Source organism: Microvirga ossetica (assembly GCF_002741015.1).
Classification (GTDB): domain Bacteria; phylum Pseudomonadota; class Alphaproteobacteria; order Rhizobiales; family Beijerinckiaceae; genus Microvirga; species Microvirga ossetica.
The window spans coordinates 523,175-549,396 of the sequence record NZ_CP016620.1; the positions used below are offsets into that span (position 1 = coordinate 523,175).

The 26,222-nt window shown below is 60.9% G+C and carries 20 protein-coding genes and 1 pseudogene; 15 read left to right on the forward strand and 6 right to left on the reverse strand.

Annotation, left to right across the window (positions count from 1 at the left end):
- Positions 1 to 151: 151 nt before the first annotated feature.
- From BB934_RS45510 to BB934_RS45535, 6 genes are all read left to right on the forward strand, one after another.
- On the forward strand, positions 152 to 1,534 hold the full coding sequence (locus BB934_RS45510; protein ID WP_099516064.1) for an SLC13 family permease: 1,383 nt from the start codon (positions 152 to 154) through the stop codon (positions 1,532 to 1,534).
- A 34-nt stretch (positions 1,535 to 1,568) separates the two neighbouring features.
- Positions 1,569 to 2,963, forward strand: coding sequence for a malonyl-CoA decarboxylase (locus tag BB934_RS45515; protein WP_237050859.1), 1,395 nt, complete (start codon positions 1,569 to 1,571; stop codon positions 2,961 to 2,963).
- A 62-nt stretch (positions 2,964 to 3,025) separates the two neighbouring features.
- Entirely contained in the window at positions 3,026 to 4,555 is a 1,530-nt protein-coding gene (locus tag BB934_RS45520; RefSeq protein WP_099516159.1) for a malonate--CoA ligase, read from the forward strand.
- Positions 4,556 to 4,715: 160 nt separating this feature from the next.
- The gene (locus BB934_RS45525) at positions 4,716 to 5,297 is read left to right on the forward strand and encodes an adenylate kinase (RefSeq protein ID WP_099516160.1); all 582 of its coding nucleotides are present in this window, start codon (positions 4,716 to 4,718) and stop codon (positions 5,295 to 5,297) included.
- Positions 5,298 to 5,519: 222 nt separating this feature from the next.
- Complete coding sequence (locus BB934_RS45530; RefSeq protein ID WP_099516065.1) at positions 5,520 to 5,756, forward strand: hypothetical protein; 237 nt, start codon at positions 5,520 to 5,522, stop codon at positions 5,754 to 5,756.
- Between the two features lie 709 nt (positions 5,757 to 6,465).
- The gene (locus tag BB934_RS45535; RefSeq protein WP_099514370.1) at positions 6,466 to 7,731 is read left to right on the forward strand and encodes an IS701 family transposase; all 1,266 of its coding nucleotides are present in this window, start codon (positions 6,466 to 6,468) and stop codon (positions 7,729 to 7,731) included.
- Positions 7,732 to 7,966: 235 nt separating this feature from the next.
- Here the strand turns inward: BB934_RS45535 and BB934_RS45540 are convergent, their stop codons facing one another.
- The gene (locus BB934_RS45540) at positions 7,967 to 9,781 is read right to left on the reverse strand and encodes an adenylate/guanylate cyclase domain-containing protein (RefSeq protein WP_237050945.1); all 1,815 of its coding nucleotides are present in this window, start codon (positions 9,779 to 9,781) and stop codon (positions 7,967 to 7,969) included.
- Here BB934_RS45540 and BB934_RS50115 point away from each other — a divergent pair.
- Together BB934_RS50115 and BB934_RS45545 are read left to right on the forward strand one after the other, a co-directional pair.
- On the forward strand, positions 9,701 to 9,877 hold the full coding sequence (locus BB934_RS50115; protein WP_237050948.1) for a hypothetical protein: 177 nt from the start codon (positions 9,701 to 9,703) through the stop codon (positions 9,875 to 9,877). The two genes, BB934_RS45540 and BB934_RS50115, sit on opposite strands and share 81 nt — an antisense overlap.
- A gap of 351 nt (positions 9,878 to 10,228) precedes the next feature.
- Positions 10,229 to 11,986, forward strand: a complete 1,758-nt coding sequence (locus BB934_RS45545) for an adenylate/guanylate cyclase domain-containing protein (RefSeq protein WP_099516066.1) — start codon at positions 10,229 to 10,231, stop codon at positions 11,984 to 11,986.
- 299 nt (positions 11,987 to 12,285) lie between these two features.
- Here BB934_RS45545 and BB934_RS45550 read toward each other — a convergent pair whose 3' ends face one another.
- On the reverse strand, positions 12,286 to 12,504 hold the full coding sequence (locus BB934_RS45550; protein WP_099516067.1) for a DUF6894 family protein: 219 nt from the start codon (positions 12,502 to 12,504) through the stop codon (positions 12,286 to 12,288).
- A 47-nt stretch (positions 12,505 to 12,551) separates the two neighbouring features.
- Positions 12,552 to 14,303, reverse strand: coding sequence for a pyridoxal phosphate-dependent decarboxylase family protein (locus tag BB934_RS45555; protein ID WP_237050860.1), 1,752 nt, complete (start codon positions 14,301 to 14,303; stop codon positions 12,552 to 12,554).
- A 98-nt stretch (positions 14,304 to 14,401) separates the two neighbouring features.
- On the opposite strand from BB934_RS45555, the gene BB934_RS45560 reads away from it, so the two are divergent.
- Positions 14,402 to 14,848, forward strand: coding sequence for a DUF3597 domain-containing protein (locus BB934_RS45560; RefSeq protein WP_099516068.1), 447 nt, complete (start codon positions 14,402 to 14,404; stop codon positions 14,846 to 14,848).
- Positions 14,849 to 15,315: 467 nt separating this feature from the next.
- A complete protein-coding gene (locus BB934_RS45565) occupies positions 15,316 to 16,653 on the forward strand; it encodes an ISNCY family transposase (RefSeq protein ID WP_099508213.1) in 1,338 nt (445 codons plus the stop codon).
- 192 nt (positions 16,654 to 16,845) lie between these two features.
- Here the strand turns inward: BB934_RS45565 and BB934_RS45570 are convergent, their stop codons facing one another.
- From BB934_RS45570 to BB934_RS50120, 3 genes are all read right to left on the reverse strand, one after another.
- Positions 16,846 to 17,619 (reverse strand): hypothetical protein, encoded by a 774-nt coding sequence (locus BB934_RS45570; protein WP_099516069.1) that lies wholly within the window; start codon positions 17,617 to 17,619, stop codon positions 16,846 to 16,848.
- Positions 17,620 to 17,696: 77 nt separating this feature from the next.
- Positions 17,697 to 18,896 carry a tyrosine-type recombinase/integrase gene (locus BB934_RS45575; RefSeq protein ID WP_099516070.1) on the reverse strand — a complete coding sequence of 400 codons (1,200 nt, stop codon included), beginning with the start codon at positions 18,894 to 18,896 and terminating at the stop codon, positions 17,697 to 17,699.
- Positions 18,897 to 19,257: 361 nt separating this feature from the next.
- Positions 19,258 to 19,920 (reverse strand): hypothetical protein, encoded by a 663-nt coding sequence (locus BB934_RS50120; protein WP_237050862.1) that lies wholly within the window; start codon positions 19,918 to 19,920, stop codon positions 19,258 to 19,260.
- A 1,011-nt stretch (positions 19,921 to 20,931) separates the two neighbouring features.
- Between BB934_RS50120 and BB934_RS45585 the strand changes: the two genes are divergently transcribed.
- The 5 genes and pseudogenes from BB934_RS45585 to BB934_RS45605 all read left to right on the forward strand — a co-directional run bounded on the left by BB934_RS45585 (position 20,932) and on the right by BB934_RS45605 (position 26,208).
- On the forward strand, positions 20,932 to 21,846 hold the full coding sequence (locus tag BB934_RS45585; protein ID WP_099516071.1) for a metallophosphoesterase: 915 nt from the start codon (positions 20,932 to 20,934) through the stop codon (positions 21,844 to 21,846).
- Between the two features lie 939 nt (positions 21,847 to 22,785).
- Positions 22,786 to 23,091, forward strand: a pseudogene (locus BB934_RS45590) (IS110 family transposase); the annotation flags it as partial.
- A gap of 595 nt (positions 23,092 to 23,686) precedes the next feature.
- Positions 23,687 to 23,968 carry a hypothetical protein gene (locus BB934_RS45595; protein WP_099516072.1) on the forward strand — a complete coding sequence of 94 codons (282 nt, stop codon included), beginning with the start codon at positions 23,687 to 23,689 and terminating at the stop codon, positions 23,966 to 23,968.
- Between the two features lie 15 nt (positions 23,969 to 23,983).
- Positions 23,984 to 24,583 carry an NAD(P)H-dependent oxidoreductase gene (locus BB934_RS45600; RefSeq protein ID WP_099516073.1) on the forward strand — a complete coding sequence of 200 codons (600 nt, stop codon included), beginning with the start codon at positions 23,984 to 23,986 and terminating at the stop codon, positions 24,581 to 24,583.
- A gap of 29 nt (positions 24,584 to 24,612) precedes the next feature.
- Entirely contained in the window at positions 24,613 to 26,208 is a 1,596-nt protein-coding gene (locus BB934_RS45605) for an ABC transporter substrate-binding protein (protein WP_099516074.1), read from the forward strand.
- Positions 26,209 to 26,222: the final 14 nt, after the last annotated feature.

Sequence of the window (26,222 nt, forward strand, 5' to 3'; positions counted from 1 at the left end):
ATTTCTTGTATACAAGATAATTGACATCAAATGCAAAGAGGCGCAAGAACTTGTTGCAAAGAAAACGAGGGATCCACCTGCGCAATCCCCGCGAGTGATCTGAGGACGCTCGTCCGCCCGACGCAGAGGAGGAAACCCAGGAGCGGGTGCCATGTCACCACAGCTAATCTCGATCTACGCTCTCGTTGCGATGTTCGTGGTCGCCACGATCCTGCCGATCAACATGGGCGTGCTGGCCTTCGTCGGCGCCTTCCTGGTCGGAACCCTGGTGGCGGGCCAGACCACCAGCGCCATCATCGCCGGCTTTCCCGGTGGCCTGTTCCTGACCCTGGTCGGCATCACTTTCCTCTTCGCCATCGCCCAGAACAACGGCACGATCGACTGGCTCGTCCGGTTGGCCGTTAAGGCTGTGCGGGGTCGGATTGCTGCGATCCCGTGGATCATGTTCGGGATTTCCGCGGTCTTGACGTCTGTCGGCGCGGTCAGTCCAGGCGCCGTGGCCATCATTGCCCCGGTCGCGCTCGGGTTCGCGTTAAAATACAGCATCTCTCCTTTGCTGATGGGTTTGATGGTCATCCATGGTGCGCAGGCCGGCGGCTTCTCGCCGATCAGCATCTACGGCGGCATCACCAACCGGATCGTCGCGAAGGCCGGGCTTCCGCTGAGCGAGATCACGACCTTCCTGGCGAGCTTCGGCGTCAATCTCGCTGTCGCCGTCCTGCTCTTCCTCGCACTCGGGGGGCGCAAGCTCCTCCAGGCGAGGGATGCGGCGCCGGCTGCTGTCAACGTCCCTCCCGTTCAGATTGCGATGCCGCAATCAGGCCCGCAGATCTTCGGCGATTCCGAAGCCGAGGCCCTCAGCGAGGAGATCCGGCTCGAAACCGGACAGAAGCCAAGCCGCTCGATCATGGAGAGTTCAGTCGAGGAGTCGGCAACGCCCGAGGGCGGTCTGTACCAGATCGTTACGCTGCTTGGCCTTGTCGCTCTTGCAGTTCTGGTCCTGGCCTTCAATCTCGACATCGGCTTTGTCGCGATCACCATTGGCTTAGCCCTGTCTCTGATGGCGCCAACTCTGCAAAAGCGCGCGATGGGCCAGGTCGCATGGCCGGAGATCATGCTGATCACCGGCGTGAGCACCTACGTGGTCGTGCTCGAGAAGATGGGCACCATCTCCTTCGTCGGCGACAGCGTCGCGGGCCTGGCATCCCCGGTGCTGGCTGCCCTGCTCCTGTGCTTCATCGGCGCGGTCGTCTCTGCCTTCGCCTCCTCGACGGCGGTCCTTGGATCCCTCATCCCGCTCGCCGTTCCATTCCTGCAATCGGGAACCGGCGTCAGCCCGATCGGCTTCATTGCCGCTATGGCTGTCGCGTCGACCATCGTCGATGTGAGCCCCTTCTCGACCAATGGTGCCCTTGTTTTGGCCAATGCCCAGGGCGTTGACCGGGAGGCGTTCTTCCGCAAACTCCTGGCCTATGGCGCCGCCGTGACCGTGATCGCACCGGTCGTCGTCTGGCTCCTGTTCGTCGTGCTGTGAGGCTAATCGTCTGATGTGGATGAAGGAGATGAACGTGAAGCTGACCCGATCGTTGGTTGGACTGGAGGCGGCGCCTGCATTCCTGAGCGACCTGATAGACACGCTGACCGAACGGGGGCGCTCCCTGCTCGGCCAGAAAGCGGGGCAGGAGATCGTCGCCAAGGACGCTCTGCCGGCCGTGGGTGAGATGCTGATCTCCCGCAGGGGCGAGGCTTCGGGTGTAGCACTCGCACAGACCTTGTTGGCCACCTACATGGCAGCGGATCCGGCCGATCGTCTGGCCTTCCTCCAGGCCCTCGCCGACCGCTTCGGACCCGATCGCCGCCGCATCGAGCTCGCCATCGAGGCCGTGCGTCAGGATCAGGGGACGGATGCCCTTGAGAGCCTGCATGCCGCGGCGGAACCCAGGCGGCAGGAGCTGATCCGGCGCCTCAACCTGGCTCCCGGTGGCACCTCGGCCTTGGTGCGCATGCGCGAGGAGTTGCTTGAGTTCCTGCCCAAGCACCCGGAATTGAAATGCGTCGATGCGGACTTCTCCCATCTGCTCTCGTCCTGGTTCAATCGGGGGTTTCTGGTGCTGCGGCCGATCGACTGGACCACGCCTGCCAACATCCTGGAGAAGATCATCCGCTATGAGGCGGTGCATGCGATCCAGAACTGGGACGACCTGCGCAATCGCCTCCAGCCGGAGGACCGCCGCTGCTACGGCTTCTTCCATCCGCAACTCGTCGACGAGCCGCTGATCTTCGTCGAGGTCGCCCTGACCAAGGAGATCCCCGGCGCGATCGGTCCACTGCTCGACCTGGGCCGCATCCCGATTGCCGCGTCTGAGGCGACGACCGCCGTGTTCTACTCGATCTCAAACACCCAGAAGGGCCTGGGCGGAGTTTCCTTCGGCAACTTCCTGATCAAGCAGGTGGTCGAGAACCTCAAGCGTGAACTGCCAAACCTGAAAATGTTCGTGACACTCTCGCCCGTCCCGGGCTTCGCACGCTGGCTGGAACGCGAACGCAAGACCGAGCAGTCCGCGTGTCTCGATGCTGCATCGAAAGAGACCCTCGGCGTCCTCGATCAGCCAGCCTGGAGCGACGATCCGGAGAAGGTGGAGAATGTTCGCGACGTCCTTCTCGCTGCTGCGGCTTACTACTTCCTGAAGGCCAAGGATTCCAAGGGTCGCCCCATCGACCCGGTCGCCCGCTTCCATCTCGGCAACGGGGCACGGCTCGAGCGCCTGAACTTCCTCGGCAACGTGTCAGCGAAGGGCCTGAACCAGTCCCATGGCCTGATGGTGAACTACCTCTATGCCCTCGATGAGATCGAGAAGAACCATGAAGCCTTCGCCGAGAAGGGCGTAGTCGCTGCGTCGCCTGCTGTCCGCAAGGCGTTGCGGACTGATCTGCCTTCCCGCGATTTGGTGCCCAACCCATGACCGCAACGTTTCCACTCAGTATGTCCGGGTCGATCATCGACCCTCGCTTCGGAGCCATTGCCATGAACGCCAACCTGTTCGATCGGCTCGAACGCTCGATTGCCGACCTCACCAGCACTGCCATCACCACACCAGCCGGGGAAACCGTCAGCTACGCCGACCTGATCGCCCTGTCGGGCCGGCTGGCCAACGTGCTCGCCGCCCGCGGGGTCAAACCCGGTGACCGGGTCGCGGTCCAAGTTGAGAAGTCGGTACCGGCCCTGGTCCTGTATCTGGCCACCGTCCGGGCGGGCGCTGTCTATCTCCCGCTCAACACCGCCTATACCCTCGCGGAGCTGGAGTACTTCATTGGCGACGCGGAGCCTTCACTGGTGGTCTGCGATCCGGGCAAGCGGGACGGGGTCATTCAGCTCGCCGCAAAGGTGGAAGCATCCGTCGAAACGCTCGACGCCAAAGGGCAGGGATCCCTCACGGAAGCCGCAGCCAATGCCGCAGACGATTTCGAGACGGTGGAGAGGGCGGGCGATGACCTGGCCGCGATCCTTTATACCTCGGGCACGACCGGCCGCTCCAAGGGCGCCATGCTGACCCACGACAACCTCGTCTCCAATGCCCTGACCCTGAAGGACGTGTGGCGCTTCACGGCCGATGACGTGCTGATCCATGCCTTGCCGATCTACCACACCCACGGGCTGTTCGTGGCGAGCAACGTCACTCTGTTCTCGGGTGCTTCGATGATCTTCCTGGCGAAGTTCGACGCCGACGAGATCCTCGGACTGATGGCCCGGGCCACGGCCCTGATGGGGGTGCCGACCTTCTACGTGCGCCTGTTGCAGCATCCTGGTCTCACCAAGGAGGCGACATCCGGCATGCGGCTGTTCGTGTCGGGCTCCGCTCCCCTGCTGGCCGAAACCCACCGCGAGTGGAGCGCCCGCACCGGCCACGCCATCCTTGAGCGCTACGGCATGACCGAGACGAACATGAACACCTCCAATCCCTATGACGGCGACCGGGTGCCCGGCGCCGTCGGCCTGCCGCTGCCCGGCGTGTCGGCCCGCATCACCAACCCGGATACCGGCGAGGAACTGGCGACGAACGAGATCGGCATGATCGAGGTGAAGGGCCCGAACGTCTTCAAAGGCTACTGGCGCATGCCGGAGAAGACGGCTGCCGAGTTCCGCCCAGATGGCTTCTTCATCACGGGCGACCTCGGCAAGATCGACGAGCATGGCTACGTGCACATCCTCGGACGCGGCAAGGATCTTGTGATCACCGGCGGCTTCAATGTCTACCCGAAGGAGATCGAGGACGAGATCGATGCCATCCCCGGGGTGTTCGAGAGTGCGGTGATCGGCGTGCCGCACAGGGACTTCGGCGAGGGGGTGACGGCAGTCATCGTCCGCTCCAAGGAGGCAGAGGTCGACGAGAAGTCCATCCTGGCGGTGCTTGAGGGCCGCCTGGCAAAGTTCAAGCAGCCCAAGCGTGTGGTCTTTGTCGATGATCTGCCGCGCAACACCATGGGCAAGGTGCAGAAGAACGTGCTGCGTGAGACGTTCTCCGACCTCTATGTGGGACCGGCACGCTCCTCATAGGCGGACGTGTCGAGAAACTTCGCGTAGGGTTTGAATGGTCTCATCGCTCGGAAAGAATACCGCGTGTCTGAGCGGAAGAATGGTGAGCCTGGACTGTTTCAGTGGCTGTGGGAGTTGGGCCGCTCAGACGAATAGGTTCAAGCACGCAAGGGAGATGTCGATGAGAATTGTCCTGTTGGGGCCAGCGGGGGCTGGGAAGGGAACGCAGGCAGCGAGGCTGGCCGAACTGTTAGGGATTCCGCCGTTGTCGACGGGCGACATGCTTCGCGCTGCCGTCCTCGCTGGCACTCCGGTGGGTCTGAAGGCCAAGGAAGCGATGGACCGCGGCGATCTGGTGTCGGATGAGATGGTCGTTGAGATCATCTCGGACCGGATCGGGAAACCTGATGCCAGGCGGGGCTTCATCCTCGACGGGTTTCCCCGCACGGTTGTACAGGCCGGGGCGCTCGATGCCTTGCTGGCAGGAAGCGGCCTCGCCCTCGATGCGGTCATCGAATTCAAGGTGGACGAGGCTGCTCTCCTGGCCCGGATAATGGGACGTGCGCGGGAAGCAGAGGCTGAGGGCATGCCCACTCGGAACGACGACAATGCCGAGATCTTCCGGACCCGGTTCGACGCCTATCGGAGGCAGTGCGTACCCCTGTCGGCTTACTATGCGGACAAAGGTTACTTGAGGGTCGTCGACGGCTTGCTGCCAAGGGATGATGTAACTCGGCAGCTTCTCCCGTTCCTCAACTGCTAGAGTCCCACGTCGGCAAATCTGCGAATGGGACGATGCCGCACGCGGCAGCTCCGGTATCTTGGTCTCGACCGGGGCAAAATGAATCCGAGCGAGGGTCGCGCGACCATGTGCCGGCTGCATGACAAACATGCAGCCTTCACTGTTTTTAACCAACGGGTATAGGACCATATGGAGGTTAGGAAACGCTCAGGGATCACATCTTTCCAGTAAGGAGTTCGTTCCTTGACGATCATCGCCCTAATCGGTCATTCGTTGACCAATCTACGACGCAAGTCGGCCCAGCTCAGCCGACAGAAGGATCTCTCCCGTCGTACCGGGCGCTACGGCTTCTGGACGCCTTTGATCAAGGCTCGCTTGGCGGAGGCAGACGTGCTGATCAGCGGGTATGTTCCGCGCCCGAATAGTACAGCCGCCGGCGAGCCTGTGCGCCAATTCGGAAACTGGGCATTCCACCGCTGACCCACGTTTCGTTGGAACCGCTTGAAAGGCGGCGATTCGATCTTGGAACGCCGTTGATGGTCTTGTGGTCCGATTGGCTGCCCCGTGTAATGCTCAGGTCTGATCCTTGGGCTACGCATGCGTTCCGTCAGTGAAACTTTGCGTCTTCAGTCAGGACCTCGGCTGGTTCGTCGATCCACTGCATGACCCGGACGATCTGACCATATTCCAGGCGGCCGATCAAAATGTCGGCCAGTATGCCTGAGTGAAGCTACCTGGTCAGCCTCTACACGACCGCGCAGGTATCCTGAATGTAATAGGAACTTTCAGGAGGCCTGGGCAGCGAACCGGGCATCCACTGACTGCGTCAAGGCGAACGGTGAAATCCTAAAGGTCGTGCTCAGACAGATGCCTGTCCTGAACCATGTAAACCCGCTCTGATCCGATTGCCTCAATTAAGCTATCCACATCCGGCATCCACGAATCCGGCTAGCTGTGAGCAAGGGCACGATTCGCTTGCTTCCAGGAGAAGTAAGGTCTGGTTATGGCACGGGGCCGACCTTAGAGTTAATTCCGCAATTGGGCTGCGAGGCGACCTTCATGTGACCTCGCTTGAGGGCTTAGGTTGACCCAATCCGTCCACACGGCCCAGCACTACTTTGGCAGGTATGAGGAACCGGGCGAGCTCAGAAGATTTCTCCCGCTGAGAGATCCTGGTTGGAGGTGAGTCATGAGCACCTCGATTGCTTGGGAACACGAACTTCAGTCCTGGCTTGAACCCTTCCTCAAACCTCTTCGTCACCCGGCACGCTGGCGCATGTGCCCACTCTATGTGGCCGGGTTGATCGGCCCCGGTGAGCGCAAGAGCCTGCAGCCAATGGCCGCCCGGGTGGCTCCGGCCGACTATGACCAACTGCATCACTTCGTGGCGGTGGGCCCTTGGGACGAGGCGCCGCTGAAAGCTGAACTCCTGGCCCAGGCCAACCGGCTTGTCGGCGGGCCTGACGCTATCCTGGTGATCGACGACACGGCCCTGCCCAAGAAGGGCACGCAGTCTGTCGGCGTGTCCTCGCAATATGCCGGAGCTCTGGGCAAGAAGACGAACTGCCAGAGCTTGGTCTCGCTCACCCTTGCCAAGGGTGAAGTGCCGATCCCAATCGTCTTACGGCTGTTTCTGCCCGACACCTGGATCGCGGATCCGGAGCGCTTGCAGCACGCGGGTGTTCCCGAAGCCTTCTGGGTGGAGCGCTCGAAGCCGGAGATGGCGCTGGAGGAACTCCAGCAGGTGATGCAGGCGGGTGTGAGCTTTGGGGCGGTTCTGGCCGATGCCGGCTACGGCATCAGTGCTCCGTTCCGGCAGGGCTTGTCAGCGCTCGGCTTGGCATGGGCGGTGGGCATTCCCCGCATTCAGAAGGTGTATCCTGCAGACGTGCGGTTAGTCCTGCCACCCGTCACCCGTGGAGGGCCGCGCAAGACGCTTGTACCGGACGAGGATTCTATTGCGGCCGAAGCCCAGCTGGCGAAGAGCTCATGGCAGCGGATCACCTGGCGACGCGGCACCAAGGGGCCGCTGCGGGCGAAGTTCGCGGCCGTGCGCGTGCGGGTGGCCGATGGGCCCGAGGTGCGTCTGCAGGGGCGTACCGGCCAGCATCTGCCCGGCGACGAGGTCTGGCTGGTGGGCGAGCACCGCTCGTCGGGCGAGCGCAAGTACTATCTGTCCAACCTACCGCCCGACACAAAGTTGAAGCAGCTGGCCTCGCTCATCAAGGCGCGCTGGGTGTGCGAGCAGGCGCATCAGCAACTCAAGGAAGAACTTGGGCTCGATCACTTCGAGGGCCGCTCGTGGCGGGGCTTGCATCGGCATGCCCTGCTGACGCTGATTGCGTATTTGTTCTTGCAGCATCTGCGCTTGCGCGCCGCTAAGCGGGAAAAAAAGAAGATCCAGCGGGCCACCGCCACAACCGACGCTGCCGGCTGTTCGGCGCATGCTGCTTGATCATATGGCGTATGCCATGCGCTTGCGATGTCCGATCTGCCGGGCCCACTTCACCCTTGGATCACTGATGAAAATGCCAAAGTAGTGCTAGGCATCCGAGATAACCTGGCGAGCTGACATTTCTGATAGATGTGGCGCTGTGGTCAGGCTTGATTCTGACTGAGATTTCGGTGGACACGTTTCCTCATTCATTGGGCGTCAGGCGGCCCTCGAGCCCGCCCGAATGTGTGTCTCCTTACTTGCCGGGCCCTTGCTGCTCGCCCCGAGTCCCAAACATTTTCTGATAGCGCGGATGGATGCGGACAGCGTCCAGGTCCGAGTCTTTCTCAAGCCACTTCATCAACTCGGGGGAGAGTTGTGGAATGACCTTCTCCAGATGATCCATCGCCTCGTCGAGCTCGCCCAGGAGTGAATAAACACAAGCGACGTTGTAATGGGCTATGTTCTCACCCGGATCGATCGCGAGGGCGCGGGCGGCCCATTCCTTGGCACGGTCGCGTTCGCCGAGATGCGCCAGTGCGACGGCACCCCGATGAGCGGGACCGGAGCTTTCCGGATGCAGCTCGAGCACACGTTCGGCTCGTTCAAGGCCGATCTTTGCCCATCTCATCTGGTCTACCGGCCGGTCCAGCGCACGATAGATGCCGAACAGATGATTTGGCGACCGGTAATCGTCGGGCCGTATCTCGGCAGCGCGCTCGAACAGATTGGCGGCCGCCGCAAGATCGCCTTGCGTATTCAGAAGTAGGGCATAAAAGAAATTCGCGTCGTACAGACTGGGATCAAGCGCAAGAGCCCGCTCGAACTCGGCAACGGCCTCCTCGTGGCGTCCGTGTTGATACAGGACCAGTCCTTGGGCAGCGTGGGCCTCAGCCAGATCGGGATCGAGCGCCAGGGCCTTGGCGCTCATCTCAAGAATGTCATCTAGGGAGACCTCAGCAGCATGCCACGCGTGTAGGGCCGAATCGCAATTGGCGATCCCTGCATAGGCGCGGGCATAGCGTGGATCGAGCTCCACAGCCTTGGAAAACATCCGTCGCGCCAGCAGCAGGTACGACTTCGTCCACTCATGAAAGAATTGCCGGCCCCTGAGATAATAGGAATATGCCTCGATGTTTTCGGTTGGGACCGAAGAGATTGCTGCTTGCTCTTCGGGTAGAAGCTTCACTTTGAGCTGCTCGACGATTGCCTGCGTGATCTCGTCCTGTATCGCGAAAATGTCCGTGAGGTCGCGGTCGTAGCGCTCGGCCCACAGAAGCGCCCCGGTGGAGCCCTCTATAAGCTGACCGGCAATGCGAACACGCGATCCCGCCTTGCGGACGCTTCCCTCCATGATGTACCGGACGTCACGTTCCCGCGCTACCTGTTGCGCCGTGATCGACTTGCCCTTGTAGGTGAACACGGTATTGCGGTCGATGACGAGCAGACCGGAGATCTTCGACAGGTCGATGATGATATCCTCGGTAATGCCATCCGAAAAATACTCCTGCTCTGCATCTCCACTCATGTTGGCGAAGGGAAGCACCGCAATCGACAGCCTCTGCATCGTTTGTGGGGCAACAGCCGTGGTGCCTTTCGGGCGGGCGGAGGAAGTGCCGGTTAGCACGTTGTAGACGCGAACGGCTTGCTCGATGTTCTTGAGTGGTTGCTCGCCCAAATCTTCAAAGGTGACGTCGAGCCGGCTACCGACGTGATCACGAACGGAGCCGGACACCGCGATCCCGCCAGGCGCGGCGATCCCTTCGAGCCGCGCCGCCACGTTCACCCCATCGCCAAAGATATCGCCATCTTGGACGATGACGTCTCCGAGATGGACACCGATCCGGAGTTCGATCCAGCGATCCCGCGGAACGTCTTCATTCCTTTGACGCATGCCGCGCTGGATTTCAGCCGCGCAGGCGACGGCATTCACCACACTCGGGAACTCCACCAGCATGCCGTCCCCTGTGAGCTTGACAATGCGCCCCTGGTGCTCGGTGATCCTGGGCTCGATCAACGCGGTCTGGTGCGCCCTGAGCTCGGTGAGCGTGCCGGTCTCGTCTGCCCCAATGAGGCGGCTGTAGCCCACAACGTCGGCGGCAAGAATGGCGATCAGGCGACGTTCCACATTGTCCCCCGGACGATCGGTCTGCGGGTCAATCACTGAACATACTCGTTTCCTGCAGGCCCGTCGCCCTCGGAGATGAGCTATTCCAGCCAAGGTGATCCAGCCAAGCCTCGAGATGGGCGGTTACTACCTTTGATTGTTCAGTGGATCGTCCGCTTTGAAAAAGTTCCGAATGGCTACTTCTGGCACGGGGCCGACCTTAGCCGTATTTCCGCAAGAGCAGAGTGAGGCGGACCTTAACAAGGCAACGCTTAGAGACCGTCCCTGACCCGGAGCGGTCACCGGGTGTGTGGCGTCTGCGAGCCTCCAGACTGCCACCATGCGAGCTCTGGACGAAGCGTCCCAATCAAAGCACCATTATCCCTCGACGGCCTTCATCATGGTGGTGGGATGACCAATCCAGCCGATGCAAAGGTACAGAGGCGTCTCGCGGCGATCCTTGCGGCTGACGTTGTGGGCTTTTCGGCCCTAATGAGCCAGGACGAGGAAGGCACCCTCGCGAGGATCAAGAGCCTGCGCCGGGAGCTTATCGAGCCGATGGTCCATGCCCATTATGGCCGCGTGGTCAAAACGACCGGTGATGGCTTCTTGGTTGAATTCTCCAGCCCTGTAGAAGCTGTAAGCTGTGCCGTTGAGGTTCAGGAGGCTCTTGTGGCCAAGACTTCTCAGGAAACCTCCCAGGCTGTCCACCTCCGCATTGGCATCAATCTTGGCGATATCATCATTGAGCCGGACGGTGATATCTATGGGGATGGGGTGAATGTCGCGGCTCGTCTGGAACAGATCGCAGAACCTGGAGGCATTTGGATTTCGGGAAAGGTCTACGAGGAGGTGCGCGGCAAGCTGCCATACCACTTTGACGACAAAGGCGAACAGTGGGTCAAGAACATCGGGAGACCCGTGAGAGTATACGGCATCAGGACTTCGGCATCCCTGACTGCAAGAACGGCCACGTTCACACCTTCGCGCTCAGATAAACCCTCCATTGCCGTCCTGCCATTCACCAACAGGAGCGGCGATCCCGAACAGGATTACTTTGCCGACGGCATGACAGAGGACCTCATCACGGGGCTATCCCGCCTCCGATGGCTCAATGTCATCGCCTGTACCTCCTCCTTCAATCACACGGAAGTACGTCAGTTCTCGTTTCCCCCAGGTGCACGATACATCTTAGAGGGAAGTGTACGAAGATCAGGGGATCGTATCCGTATCAACGGTCAACTGATCGGCGCGGCAACCGGAAAGCACATCTGGGCCGAGCGGTATGATCGGGAGCTAATGGACATCTTTGCGGTTCAGGACGAGATTACAGAAAATGTCGTGGCCGCCATCGAACCCCACCTGTACATGGAAGAGGGCCTGCGTGCGGCAAATCAAGTCCCCGAAAGCATTGGCGTTTGGGGATTGGTTGTTCAAGCCATTGGGCTCATCAACAGAGTTGGGCGTCACGAGAACGAGCAGGCACGTACTTTGCTCGAACGCGCGATTATGATGGAGCCTACCTATGCCAAGGCACATGCTGTCTTAAGTTGGGCCGTATGGTGGGCATCGTACAATTACTGGCTTCCTGATGAACAGCAAGGCCGAGAACAGGCACAACATCACGCCGAGGAAGCTCTTGCTCTCGATCCGAGCGAGCCTTGGGCACATATGGTGTTTGGACTTTGCCTCAGTACGGCCGGGCAACATGACCGTGCGCAGCAGGAGCTTGAAATTGCGCTTGGAGTGAACCCAAGCTTTGCACTGGCACACAGCGTATATGGCTGGACGTTGACGCGAGCTGGCAAGTTCGAAGTCGCGGTAGCCGAAACAGCGAAAGCCCTGCGGATGAGCCCTTCTGACAGTTTCACCAGTTTGTATGAGTTTGTTCACGGTGTCTCTCTTATGGCTGCTCAGCGCCACTATGAGGCTCTTCCATACCTCCGCAAGGCCCTGGTAGCTTTTCCGGATTTCCCGACCCACCATTCCATGCTGATTGCCTGCTGCGGTCATCTCGGTCTTCTTGACGAGGCGAAGGCGGCATTGGCCCGCCGGAATAATCTTGGGCCACCGCTAACAGTAGATCTGGCGCGTTCCTACATGCGCAAGTTCGCGTTCTGCTCTGTAGTCACGGAAGGCTTGAGCAAGGCGGGTGTTCCAGAGCATTAGAACGCATCGGACACGCGACAGGAGCACTGGGACAAGGTCTTCACGACCAAGGCCGACGAGGCGATCAGTTGGGATCATCCTATATCGGAAACTCGCTACGCCCGATCCGAGCTGCAATCTTCCTAAGGATAGGAGATCGGCGACGTCGAGGCAGGGGCCACGCGCCTGCCCGATGCCCTTAAGGAGGAAGTATTGAGTAGCGGATCAGGGTTACGTCTGCTCCTGGTCCCACAAACAGACTTCCGAGAAATCCGCCTGTGAACATGGAATGTCGCTTGAAGACCGAGCTCAGGATGGTTTCATCCTGCACTGGATGGTGAGACTGGCTCCCCATCTTCGGTGACGACCTCGAAACAGTACTGTTCGAACGCGCCGAGCAGGAGCAGGTCCGAGACAAAGAGGCCGGCGCTGAGGCGCGCGAACTCATGTGCTGCGGCATCATTGGGACATTCATGGCCGGCATCGTCACGGGCGACCATTCGGGGGCCAAGCATGAGATGGAAGTAGTAGCGGGGCATCTGTCACTCCTCATCCCGCCGACATGACCGATAATGTGAAGCCCCCCTCAAACCCTGTCGGCAGCGTCGAGCCGCTCGCATGCGTCTTCCAGGATCTGCCACACGCGTGCGACATGCGCCTCGGTGGTGCGGATATTGCCGACGGCAAGACGCATGGTGAAGCGGCCGTTGAGCTTCGTGTGCGAGAGGAACGCCTCGCCGGACGCATTGACGGCATGCATGATCTGCTCGTTCAGGTGGTCGAGACGCGCGGCGCGCTCGTCGGCTGTCTCGCCATCGCGCGTCGAGCAGGCGCGGAAGCAAACCAGGCTCAGGGGAACGGGAGCGAGCAACTCCCAGCCAGGCGCGGCCGCGACCCACTTGGCGAACAGACGTGCGAGGCGGCAGTGCTCGCGGATGCGCGCGGCGAGACCGTCGTGGCCGAAATAGCGCAGGACCATCCAGAACTTGAGGCCCCGAAAGCGGCGCCCGAGCTGGATGCCGTACTCGGAGTGGTTGCGGACGGCAGCACGCCCGTGGTCGAGCGTGCGCAGGTATTCGGGCACGAGCGAGAAGGCACGGTGGAGCATGTCCATCCGCCGCGTGTAGAGGGCGGAGAGATCAAAGGGGACGAAAAGCCATTTGACCGGGTTGAGGACAAGTGAGTCAGCGCGTTCGCAGCCTGCGAGGATGTGTCGTAGTTCCGGGACAACCGCAGCCGAGCCGGCGTAGGCCGCATCGACGTGCAACCAGAGCCCTTCGCGCTCGCACAGGTCGGCGATGGCCGGAACGGGATCGATGCTCGAGGTCGAGGTCGTGCCGACGGTGGCGACGACGCAGAAGGGGAGATGGCCGGCGGCCCTGTCTTCCTCGATGGCGCGCCCCAGCGCGGCGGCATCCATGCGGAATTCGGCGTCGGTGGGAATCTTGCGCAAGGACCGCTGGCCCAGGCCGAGCGTGATGGCGCATTTTTCGACCGACGAGTGGGCCTGCTCGGAGGCGTAGAGGCGCAGCAGCGGCAGGCCCGTGCGTCCGCTCATGCCGTCCTCGCGCACGCGCAAATCGAGCCCCTCGCGCGCGGCCGCGATGGCGTGGAGGGTCGACATCGAGGCCGTGTCGTAGATCATCCCCGAGAACGCCTCGGGCAGGCCAATCATCTGGCGCAGCCATGACAGGGCCACATCTTCGAGTTCCTGCGCGGCGGGGGCGGCGCGCCAGAGCAGCGCGTTGCCGTTGAAGGCGGCCGCGAGCATCTCGCCGAAAATGCCGGGTGCCGAGGTGGAGCAGGCGAAGTAGGCGAAGAAGCCCGGATGCCTCCACTGCGTCAGGGCCGGGACGACCAGGCGGTCGACGTCCGCGAGGATCCTGTCCATCAGCTCACCGGCTTCGGGTGGCGCGGCGGGGAGCTTCGCGATGAGTTCGCCCGGCTCGACCTGGGCGAGGACGGGGAGTTCGTCGACGCGCTCGAAGTACTCGGCGATCCAGTCGACGAGCGAACGGCCATAGCGTCGGAATTCGTCGGGGCTCATGTCGCCGAACGGCGGCGCGAACCCGTCCGCGCCCGTCCCGCCTGGGGCTCCTTGGGTCGTCGCGCTCGGCATGACGTCCAGCGGCTGGTCCTGGCGGTCGTCCTGGGGCATCGCCGCGCCTCCATCATGGCCGCGCGGCGGGAAGCGCCGGACGGCGGGCAAGAGGAAGAACGCCCGCAGGATAGTCGAAAACAGCGCGGCGGGCAAAAGCGGCGACTGGTCGTCGCAGTTCCATCGGGCCGATGTCGGGGCCAGGGGGCCGCCTTCGCGCGGCCAGGGGGGCGACGGCACGCGCTGATCGTACGAGCCTCATTGCCCTATTCGATGCCGACTCTATTTGCCGATGGCACGGGAAGCTGTCGGGACGCAGGTTCAACGGAAATGACACCATGAGCATCTTCAGCAGGATCAAGGACGCCATCTTCGGATCCGCGGCGGCGCAAGAGGCCCCTCAGGCAGCATCTGCCGCGGCACCACCCGCGCAGGGGTCTGCCGCAGCTCCTGCCCCCGCGGGGGCGGCGACCGCACCCGCGAGCCAGGCGACTGCGTCCTCGCCAGCCCCGAACGCACCGATGTCCCAGGTCGACGTCGAGGCGGTGCTGACGGGGCTCGCCGCGAAGAAGGGGCAGAAGCTCGACTGGCGCAAGTCGATCGTCGACCTGATGAAGCTGCTCGACCTCGACAGCAGCCTCGAGGCGCGCAAGGAACTCGCGAAGGAGCTGAACTATACCGGCGACACCTCCGACTCCGCTGCCATGAACGTCTGGCTGCACAAGCAGGTCATGGCCAAGCTCGCGGCGAGTGGCGGCAAGGTGCCCGAAGATCTGAGGACATAAGGGCACGGCCGAATTCGCCTCGGTGACGAGGCTTCGGACCATCGCTCTCCGGCGGGCGCCTATTCCGGAGCGGGAGTATGCGGCACCATGCCGACGGGATTGAGCCGAACGCCAGCCATGGATCGAGGCCAAGACCGTTCTTGATCCCCTGGTGCATTTCTCCATTGTCGAACATCGCTGGCAGCACTCCCCGGAGCAAAGAGCCTGGTCCGCTTCTGCCCTTGAACGCCGACGTTCGTTGAGCGGCCGGAACGTGAGAGACTGCCCCTGAACCGACCTCGCGTAGCCCTTTCTTTTTGGTTCAGACTATCGAGAGCAGAGGAAAGCCTAGTCTAGTTTCCGTCCACAAACGGCAAACGTTTGATTTCATTACGTGAATCATATCTTTGCGCGAGCAAGGCCCGGCGGTTTCAGGTATCTTGGATCATGCCACTGAGTCCAAAGCCCTGCCACCGCCGGAGCCGACAATGCGCCAAGAACGCACCGTCCAAGCCAGCATATTCGATCTTTTCGCCACGCACGAGATCGGCTGCGAGTTGAAGGCGATGTCGCAATGGCTGGATGAGCATTGCGATCTGTTTGCCGTGGTGGCGCGAGACCTGTGTCGGGGCGGCATCAAGGCGACCGGACGGCAAGGTCTGCCAGCCGAAGCCGTATTGCGCTGCGCGATCCTCAAGCAGTACCGGCAACTGAGCTACCAGGAGCTGGCCTTCCACCTCGAGGACTCCGCTTCATTTCGCGCCTTTGCCCGACTGCCGTGGTCGTGGAGCCCGCAGAAGTCGGTGCTGCAGAAGACGATCAGCGCGATCCGGCCCGAGACCTGGGAGCAGATCAATCGGGCCCTGCTGTCGGTCGCTCGGCAGGCGAAGCTCGAAGACGGTGCGGCGGTTCGGCTGGACAGCACGGTGACCTCGGCGCTCATGCACGAGCCGAGCGACAGCAGCCTGCTGTGGGATGCTGTGCGGATCATGGTGCGCCTTCTGAAGCGGGCCGATTCCTTGGTCGGCGGCGCCGGCTCATGGCGCAATCATTGCCGCGCAGCCAAGAAGCGCGCTCACAAGATCCAGTTCACGCGCGGTCGACCCAATCGGGTCCGGCTCTACCGCGAGCTGATCGCCATCACGCGCGCGACCTTGGCCGATCTGGAGCAGGCGAGCGAGCGTTTGGCCGTGGCAAGCACGCCGCTCATCGCCCTGTGGCAGGTCCAGGTTCGTCACTATCGGGCGTTGGTCGAACGCATCATCAGGCAGAGCGAGCGGCGGGTGTTGGCCGGCGAGCCGGTCCCCGCCGACGAGAAGGTGGTGAGCCTGTTCGAAGAGCATGCTGATATCATCGTCAAAGGCAGTCGCGACACTGAGTATGGTCACAAACTCAACCTGACCACCGGCAGGAGTGGCATGATCCTCGATCTGGTGATCGAAGCCGGCAACCCGGCCGACAGCGACCGCTTGCTGCCGATGCTGGCGCGCCACGTCGCCTTCTATGGCCAAGCGCCGCGGCAGGCGGCAGCCGATGGCGGCTTCGCCACGCGCAACAACCTGGCCACAGCGAAGGCGTGGGGCGTCTGCGACATGGCCTTCCACAAGAAAGCCGGCCTCAGGATCGAGGACATGGTCAGAAGCAAGTGGGTTTATCGCAAGCTGCGCAACTTCCGCGCCGGCATCGAAGCCGGCATCTCATGCCTCAAACGCGCCTACGGCTTGGCGCGTTGTACCTGGCGCGGCCTCGATCATTTCAAGGCTTATGTCTGGTCCTCGGTCGTGGCCTATAACCTCGTTCTCTTCACCCGCCTCAAAGCGACCTGAACCGAGCAGGCATCGCGATTGCGTCACGCCGGCCACAGTCGGCCCTCGGGACGTGCGCCTAACCGCGCCCACGACACCATTTTTGTCGACACTCAGCGCTCTTCACCCTGCCTATCCTCGTCAAAGCCGCTCAAACTCGGCACAACCTATTGTAAATGCTCCGAAATGCGCACGTTTATGGACGGAAACTAGCTACCAATCATGCTTGGCATTGCGTACCCATTCTTGGTGCTCCTGCGGATCGCGCTTGGCTTGCTTGTAGTATCCGACAAGTGTTTCGCTCGAGTATGGCGCACCATCCGGCCCTAGAATGCCAAGCGCTTTGGCGGCCGCGCTCAGAAATCCTACTCCGTGTCCGCCCAGTTTATTGTCGTCATTCGGGTCTCTTTGGATGCCGAAGTTCCGGCCGAAGTGATGCTCATACAAGGCAGGTAGGACCTCGCCAACATAGAAAATGTTCCATTGGGCCACCGACTTCCGCCTCTTTGGAGACCTTTCGGAAGCGGCCCTGTGGTTGTACTTACTGATCCGGTCAAGGGCTACTTTGAGAAACGCGATATCTTCTCGGAGCTGGCGATCAGCGCTCTTAGAGGTTTCCGAATCGACAAACTCGACGATCTCCGCAAGCGTGGCAGACATTGGGGCGATCGCAAGGAAGGCTGCCTCGTCAAGAGCACATGATAGCGGTGACTCTGGATCTAATAGGGTTTCGAGCTTATCTGACAGCGATCTGACGAGCTTCTGAAAGTTGGAGAGTGCATCTTGCCGCTCTATGGATTGTTTTTTTCTCGCTGGATCCTCATAACGGTAGGAAACCATCAGCTTGAGGTTGGCGAGATGGCATCCAAGTTCCCGCCAGCCAGTCCTGATCGGGAGCCCCGTCTCCCTCTCAAGAGATTCTATGATTTCCTTTTCTAGCGCCTCGACATAGGAAATGAGGTTGTTAAGTGCGTTAGGGGACGCCATTGGCTGCATCACTCGTGTGGGCGTTAAGGCGGATGGTCTCGCGCGCAAACCTGCAAGTTACTAGTTTTGCGTAGCACTCATGCCGCTGCTGCCGCGTTTCCAGTCGGCTGCATCGTTGCCAGGCTCAGGACGTGCATCGTCCAAGTATTAAGAGCGGCTCGCTTCTCCTGGGCGTAGGTGGCGCGGTTATAGATCCCGGCGACACCTGCTTTATGGCCAGAGGCATGGTTTAGAACCGCTTCGACCACGTGGGGCAGGATGCCCATTTCTGCCATTCGAGTTGCAGCCGTTCGCCGAATGTCGTGCAGCCGCCATGCGGCAAGCTGCTCACCATTCTTCAGGATACGTTTGTCGAGTGCTGCTTTGGCTTTGCTCCAGCCCTGAAAGGGCCCTTCTGCTTCTCCGAAAACTAACTGTCTTCCTTCACGGCGGGGGCAGCCTCGGAGAACTTCGAGCGCAGCCTCGGTCAGAGGGACACCATGGGGAAGGCCGTTTTTGGTGCGCTCGCGCGGGATACTCCAGCAAGCACGATGCAGATCCAATTCGCTCCAAGCCATACCACCGACCTCCTCTCGTCTCTGTCCCGTTAGGATCAGGAGGCGAACGATCCGGCCGTAGTCATCATCCCGGCATGCAGCCCAAATCCGGGCGAGTTCGTTGTCAGAGAGAACCCGATCGCGTGAGCGTTCCTCGACCGGTCGGTTAGTGCCCACCACTGGGTTTGTATCGGCCAGCCCCTCGCGCATGGCCCAGGTAAAGAATGAGGACAAGGCGATACGCGCCCGGTTGGCCGCAATGGGCCCGTTGGCGAGGGCAAGCTCCGCGAGTTGAAGGGCAACCGTTCGGCGGGTGACCTTCTCAATGGCAAGCCCATGCAGCGGCTTCCAGGATGTCTGCAGGTACCGGCTGGTCTCGACGAGAGTTCGCGGCTTGAGGCGCCGGGAGGCAAACTCAAGGTAGGGCTCAACCATTGCCCCAAGGGTCAGATGCGCGCGAGCTTTGGCCTCGGCTTTGGCGGCTTGAGGATCGCTCCCGAGATGCGCCTTTGCCAGAACGGCTTTAGCGGCTCTGCGGGCCTGGTCGGGGTCGAGGGTCTCGACGGATCCGATCGTGACCCGCCGCTGCTTTTGCCCCATTCGGTACTGCGCGATCCACACCCGTTTACCACCGGCACGCAGGCGAACGCCGAAGCCTGGAAGAGTGTCGTCAAAGACGATGAGTTCACTCCGGCCGGGCGGAATGGAGAGATTGGCAAGGGCAGGGCGGGTTAGGCGCACGGTGTTCCTCCGCTGGGAAGCGTATGGGAAGCAACTCCAGGCCCCCCAAAGCTTACTTGTGAGCAGATGATGCAGAGGGTACTAAGGTTATTATGAAGGAAGGCAAGGATTCTGATCCGACCTGATCACTTATGCACAGATCGAACCGCTTCCTTTTAATCAGAGGGTCCTGGGTTCGAGTCCCAGCGCGCTCACCATTCTTCTCAATGACTTACCGGTACATTGAGATCGGATCGCCAAACTTGCAGAATTCGCCGTGCGCACCCCGTGCACACCGGATGGCTGCGAATCTTCGTGAGGCCGCTGGTGCACTCTCGATTGTGAGAAGGGGGCGCGGATCCAGAGCGGTTCGCAGGGACACTCAGAGTCGCTTTGATGTTTGATGTCCTCGCATCTGGCACGCCGTCAGCTGCCAAACGATCCACCGATCTCCAGCTCCGGCCGGAAGAAGAATGCCGAGCCGTGATAGAGTGGTTGCCCAAGCGGCGACTGCATTGGCCGGATAGTCAAAGGATGTGCCGTTTGCCCGAATGGCGGCAGCTTCCGCCTCCGTGAGCCCGCTGAACCGGCAGCGTAACCAGCCCCGCTGCCGGATCTTCCGCAGGGCTCCGGCGATTGTGATAAGACCTTTGCCTCCCGAGGCAGCGATATCCACCGCATCGGCCAGAATAAGGGCCTGCCAGTCGCGTGGTGAAACCGTGAAGCAGCCGATCCCGGGCACCTCAATGCCAACGGCATGGGCCAAGTGGCGGCCGACAATCCGGTCGTACGCCAGACAGGAGGTTTGCATCGCGCAGACCTCCGCACAGGCTGCCAGGTAGGCTCTCCGTAAGGGGGCGGCTGCCCGGGCCAAAACCTGATTCCGCTGCCGGCCTCGTCTTTCCAATTCAACTTGCGCTGCGCAGAGCTTGGGGTTGTGCAGCCATTTCCGCGGCGCCATGGCGAGGATGGCCTCCTCAAGGTCTGGACGGGAGGTGTCCCGAGGAAGCCCAGACAAGTCAACCTCAATTGCGGCCACATCCATGGCCACGATCCGGGCAATCTTGGCCTCATCGCAGGCATGTGTGACCAGAAACTCAACCAGGAGGTGTCGCTCGCCCTTGCAGACAATCACATCGGGAACGATCTCGCCAAGCCTGTTTTCCAAGAGGGCAGCATCGAACCCATACCTCCCTCCTGGGTATCTGATCCATTTGCCGTGACCTTCGCCCATCGCTAGGGGCGGAAGCTCGAGCTCAAGACGGTGGGCGAGTACCTCCTTGGCGAATCTGTGCAGGGCTGTTTCTGGCCCGGTCTGGCAGGGCCGACCATCCTCAGTCCCATAGTGCCCGAAGTGATGGTCCTGTTTGTTGCCTTTGCGGGCGATGAGACGGGTGCCGCATCCCGGGCAGACGCAGTTGCACTCGAGACCGGAGGCGACCTCCGAGATGTGAGCGATCGTCCCGTCCGCTCGCTCCCCGAAGACGAGGCTCTCCCGTCTGTCGCGACAGGCGAACGCAGTCAGGGGCAGTACCGCAGCGGCCGTTGACGACTGCAATGGGTTCATCGGGTGTCGTAGCAAACTCACGGGTCTCGGTGTCGATGGGCCGGAAACATAGAGATCGACGAAACAGTGCCGGACTCTAGCTGGTAAGGGCACACGCTGCCAACTGCACGGGAGGAGCTCATGGCGGAAGCACCCGAGAACCTGCCCTCTGGTGCCAGCAGGGTCGCACAGGCCTACTCCGACATCTGGAATGCCTTTTCCGCCCTTGGGCAGGCCTGTTCCGAGGCCGGTCCCAGACCTTTACATGGACGCGCTTAAGGGCTGCCTTTGACCCGAATGCAACCTTCCAGAACATGCTCCTGTAGTGCATGTGATGGTTCGACCAGTTATCACCAGCCGAGTTTCGCTATTGCGCAACCGAATAGGCTGACCTTCTCGGCACCAAACCGGGCCCTGCCTTCGAAGATTTTATTTAACGCCGAGTTTACAATCAGGATGGATCTGAGACATTTCAGATCTGAATGACACCCGGATATAGAAAGCCAGTCAATGTACGATATCATTGGCGATATCCACGGCCATGTGGAAGCACTCCAAGCGCTGCTCCTGAAGCTTGGCTACCGTGAACGCAATGGTGCCTGGCGGCACCCTGAGCGAACGGCCATCTTCGTCGGCGACCTCATCGACCGGGGGCCACACCAGATCGAGACCGTTCGTCTCGTGCGCGATATGGTGGAAGCGGGGGCAGCCCGCATCACCCTTGGCAATCACGAATACAATGCGCTCCTATGGGCAACACCTGATCCAGAGCATCCAGGCGAGTTCATGCGCCGGCATATCGAGAAGCATCGGCACCAACACAGGGCTTTTCTTGAAGCCGTCGGTGACGGCTCCAAGCTCCACGAGGAGTGCCTGCGCTTCTTCGAGACGTTTCCTCTCTGGCTCGATCTCCCCGGCTTGAGTGTCGTGCATGCCTGCTGGCATCCTGTCATGCAGGAGCGGTTGCGGCCTAACCTCGTGGACGAGACCGCTCCTCGCGAGCGCCTTGCCGTGTTGGCGCGTAAGGGGTCCGACACAGAGGAGGCGCTAGAGATCCTGCTGAAAGGTGTGGAGGAGAAGCTGCCGGATCCCATGAGCTTTATGGATAAGGATGGCCATGAGCGGCGCGAGGTTCGTCTCCGCTGGTGGTTGGGGCCTGGCGCAACATTCCGGGCCGCAGCACTGATAGACGAGGCGACGTTAAAGCACCTGCCGGAGACGCCTGTCCCCGGAGCCGCGCTTCTTGGAGTTGCATCCGGCCCGCCCCGTTTCTTCGGGCACTACTGGATGAAAGGGGAGCCTATCCTCATGTCACCACGAGCCGTATGCGTCGACTGGAGCATCGCTGCTGGCGGTATATTGGCTGCCTATCGCTTTGACGGTGAGCCCGAACTGTCTGCTGATCGCTTCGTTACTGCGGCTTGAGCCAAGATACGCCAGAGGCGCTATGTGTGCTACTTCTTTGGCCAATCTCCCCTGAGAGGGGCATGAGGCTTTCGCCTCACCGAAGACTTAAGATCCCTGCATTATCCCGAGACAGCTTCGGCAGTAAAAGCGCCGGTCGCGGCGTCAAGATGGGTCAACCGCATCACCAACCTCTCATGCGGGAAGCATTCCTTGATCGAGCGCGGATGAGTATCTCGGTCTTTTGCAATCGCGACGCTACCCGGAAGCGTCCGTCACAGTAGTCTCTTGTCCACACAAGATTGACCATCAACTCGCGAAAGCCGGGTCGAGTATCGGGAGCATCAGGATCAAACCCAGGTCGTATATAGACTAACCGCCCATTGCGGTTCTGGAACATATCCTGCCAAAGCGTCACGACGACCGTTTCTCCATCGGAACTCTTTGCAGACCAACTCCACTGCACATTGTGCGGCTTTAGTCGGCGCAGGTCGTGACCCTCCCGACCTGAGCAAAAACCGAAAGCTCCTCAGAAGTTTAGTTGGAACAAGCGGGAGGGTCTGAGTTCCAGGCCGAATGACATGCTGGCCTACAACCTCACCCGGGTGCTGAACATCCTGGGCATCCAGCCGCTGATGGCTGCCCTCAGGGCATAGGAGCCGGGCTTTGCTCGTGCCATCACGCCCTTGAGGCGCCGAACGCTTGCTTCAGAGCGATTGGAGCCTCATACCGCCGATAATCAACCAGCTCGCGCTTATCGATGATGTTGAAGGGCTTTGAAGCGTGGAAAGCCGCAATCCGTCCTCTGCCAAAGCGTTTTTACACATTGGGTAATCGCGGAGCGAGTCGCCCTCAGGCCAGATGGTCAGTGCATGGAAGAGCGGGTGGTTGTTCTCCGATAAGATGGAAAAACGGGCTCTCGGCTGGACGCCGGGCCCAAGCATCGAACGGAGAACAGCCATGGGTGAGTCTATCGGTCTTGATGTGTCCTTGAATGAGACGGCGATCTCCGTGCGGCGGGATGGCAAGAAAATCTGACGCGGCAAATGCCCGTCTGATCCAACCCTGATTGCCGAGGTCCTTCGCAAGCGAGCGCCCGAGCCCAAGCGGGTGGTGTTCGAGACCGGGCCTTTGTCGGTGTGGTTCTATCATGCGCTTTGCGCTGAAGGGCTGCCGGCGATCTGCATTGACGCCCGCCATGCCAAGGCCGCCCTCGACATGGCGCCGAACAAAACCGACGCCAATGATACCGATGCCCTGGCCCACCGGAAAGTCCGCAAATTTCGCCACCTGACCCGATCCAGACTTTCCTCAGCTCACTATGTGGTATCATCTTCCAACTAATTCACGTTCGTAGGCAGACTAAGGCGCCGTCAACGCGGGTCTTTCTTTATAGCTGTGGCGTTCTCCTAAAAGAACGATTTTCCTTAGCCTGGGCCGACTGATCAATAAAATACTCCTCGTAGAAGCTCATTCTCGTTAGTTTGAGGTTTGGAGGAAAAATCACCTTTACATAACGTTCGCTAAAAAGAACAATCCCGTTGACACTTCTGCTGGGAGACAGCACCCTGCATGCGCTGTTCGGGCAAACGCATTGCTCGCACAGCCGCGGTGATTTGACGGTGTGCAGCTTGCGCCGCGTGATCAAACGCTAAAGCGCCACGGAGCCTGTGCCGCCCCGTGGTCCTAAGCCCAACGCAAAGGATGTCCGGTCGTGCATGCTTCTTCCTCCCGAAACCACCTTCTCTCCTGTCGTCGGCGCATGACCACTTGTCGAGCCTGCTGAAGGCCGGCTGACGTTTCTTCGTTCGACCGACGCGACCACGCTGGCGATAGCTGCCGGCGACAGGAGATCTTTGCCATGAGCACCACCATCAACACAGCCCGAGTAATCGAGATCGGCAGCGTGACTGCCGGCATCGCCGTTCCGGATGAAGGGGGCTTCCGGTTCTTTTCCTCAGGACACCCCTTTGACGCCCTCGATGGACGCCGGTTCCGCAGCCTCAAGCAGGCGACCGCAGCGGCCCACGAGAGATGGCAGCAGAGCAGCCCGCCGGAGCCTCGTTCATCGCGCCCTCGACCCAACGATGTGCCCGCCGATCTGCTGCTCCAGGTGCCCGGTCCGTTCCTGCTGCCCGTCTGACAAGGAGATTTTTGCATGAGCCGGCCGCGCGTCGTCATTTTTACCGGCAATATTCGCCGCCCTTCACGCAGCCGCGCCCTTGCGGAGGCGCTCGGTGCCGAAGTCGAACGCCGCCTTTCCATCGAACTGAGAAGTTACGACGTTCTCGATGCAGGGCCGGGCTTAGGCTCGGCACTGGTCCGCAACGATCTGCCGCTACCGGCGGCTCGCATCGTCGACGAAATCGAAAGCGCGAACGCGCTGATTGTTGGCACGCCGGTCTATAAGGGTGCCTATACGGGCTTGTTCAAACACCTGATCGACTTCATCACGCCGGATCAGCTGGCAGGCAAACCTGTGGCCTTGACCGCGACGGGCGGAGGGGCACGCCACGCGCTCGTGGTCGAGCACACACTGCGGCCGCTCTTCGGCTTCTTCGCCGCTCTGACCCTTCCGACAGCGATCTATGCTTCGGATGCGGATTTCACGGCAAGCCATGGTGGGGCAGGGCATGCCCTGACGGACGCAGGCATCCGCAACCGGCTGGCAAACGCGGCGGACGAGCTTGCCGGCCTCCTTTCCAGGCAGGCCAGCGGCGCCGAGGCTGCGAAGCGCGCCGCATATGCCGTGAACTAATCATCAAACGCAATCAAAAGGAGTTATCGATGTCGTTTTCGACCCGTTTTCTGTTCGGAGTGATGCTGGGGATCAGTGTCGCTGGAGGAGCCGCTGCCGAGGGTAATGGGCCCGTTCGCGGAGGAACGCTGAGCTCGATCGTTCACCCGGAGCCACCGATCCTCTCGCCACTGCTGAACACGGCGACGCCAATCGTTCTAGTCGCAACGAAAATCAACGACGGACTTGTCGATTACAGGTCCGACGGCACTCTCAAGCCCCAGCTCGCGGAAAGCTGGGATTTCTCCGAGGACGGCCTCACGCTGAAATTCAATCTTCGCAAAGGCGTCACCTGGCATGACGGCAAGCCATTCACTTCGGCGGACGTCAAGTTCTCAATCGAGGAAGGGCTCCTGAAGTATTCCTCGACCGGCAAGCGGATTTTCCAGACTCTCTCGAAGGTCGAGGCTCCCGACGAGCACACGGTTATCCTGCGACTGTCGAAGCCGACACCGGTCATCTACCGAAACCTCAATGCTTCGGCCATCTGGCTTCTTCCGAAGCACCTGTATGAGGGAACCGAAATCCGGACGAACCCGTGGAATGCAAAGCCGGTCGGAACCGGACCGTTCGTGTTCAAGGAATATGCCCGGGGCAGCCATATCGCTCTCGATCGCAACCCGAATTACTGGGACCAGGGCAAGCCCTATCTCGATCGGATCGTCTTCAAGATCATTCCCGATGCAGCCGGCCGGGCTGCCGCGTTCGAGACCGGCGCGGTCCAGTTTGGACAGCAGCACCCGGTGACCTTTGCCGATGCCGCACGCCTCAAGGCGACAGGAAGGTTCGAAGTTGATACGCGGGGATACGAGTTCTCTCCCACTTGGTTTTGGCTCGAGCCGAACCACAAGAACGAGTACCTCAAGCACCTGAAGGTTCGCCAGGCAATCGCGCATGCGATCGATCGCAACCTCCTTCTGAAGACGGTCTGGGGCGGCTACGGCAAGCCCTCCGTGAGTCCGATCCCGTCCTCGCTGAAGCCGTTCCATACGAGCGAGGGGCTGCAGCAATATGCCTTCGATCCGAAGAAGGCCGAACAACTCCTCGACGAGGCGGGCTTCCCCCGCAAAGCGGACGGGTGGCGCTTCAAGCTGACCCACGATTTCATCCCCTATGGCGATGATTACCGACGCACTGGGGAGTTCGTTCGCCAAGCCCTGCGCCGGGTGGGCATCGACGTCACACTCGGCAGCCAGGATCTGACAACCTGGTTGAAGAGCGTGTTCACCGATTACAACTTCGATCTGATCAGCTCATGGGGTGGCGCCGGCGCCGATCCGCAGATGGGGATCGAGACACGCTTCTGGTCCAAGGCGCGCCAGCCGGGAACCGCGTGGACCGTCGTCTCCGAATATAAGAACGAAGAACTCGATGCTGCCCTCGAGGATGCTCAGACGCAGATCGATCCGGAAAAGCGGGTCGAAGACTATCGGGTCGTCCAGCGGATCGCCCAGAGCGAGTTGCCTCTCATCCCGCTCTTCGAGGTCGACTGGTTTTCCGTGTACGACAAGCGCCTGCGTGGCGTGACCGATACACCCAACCAGCGCGCCGACAACTTCGCGAATGTGTACTTCGCGGCTGAATAAGATCGGCTGGGCAG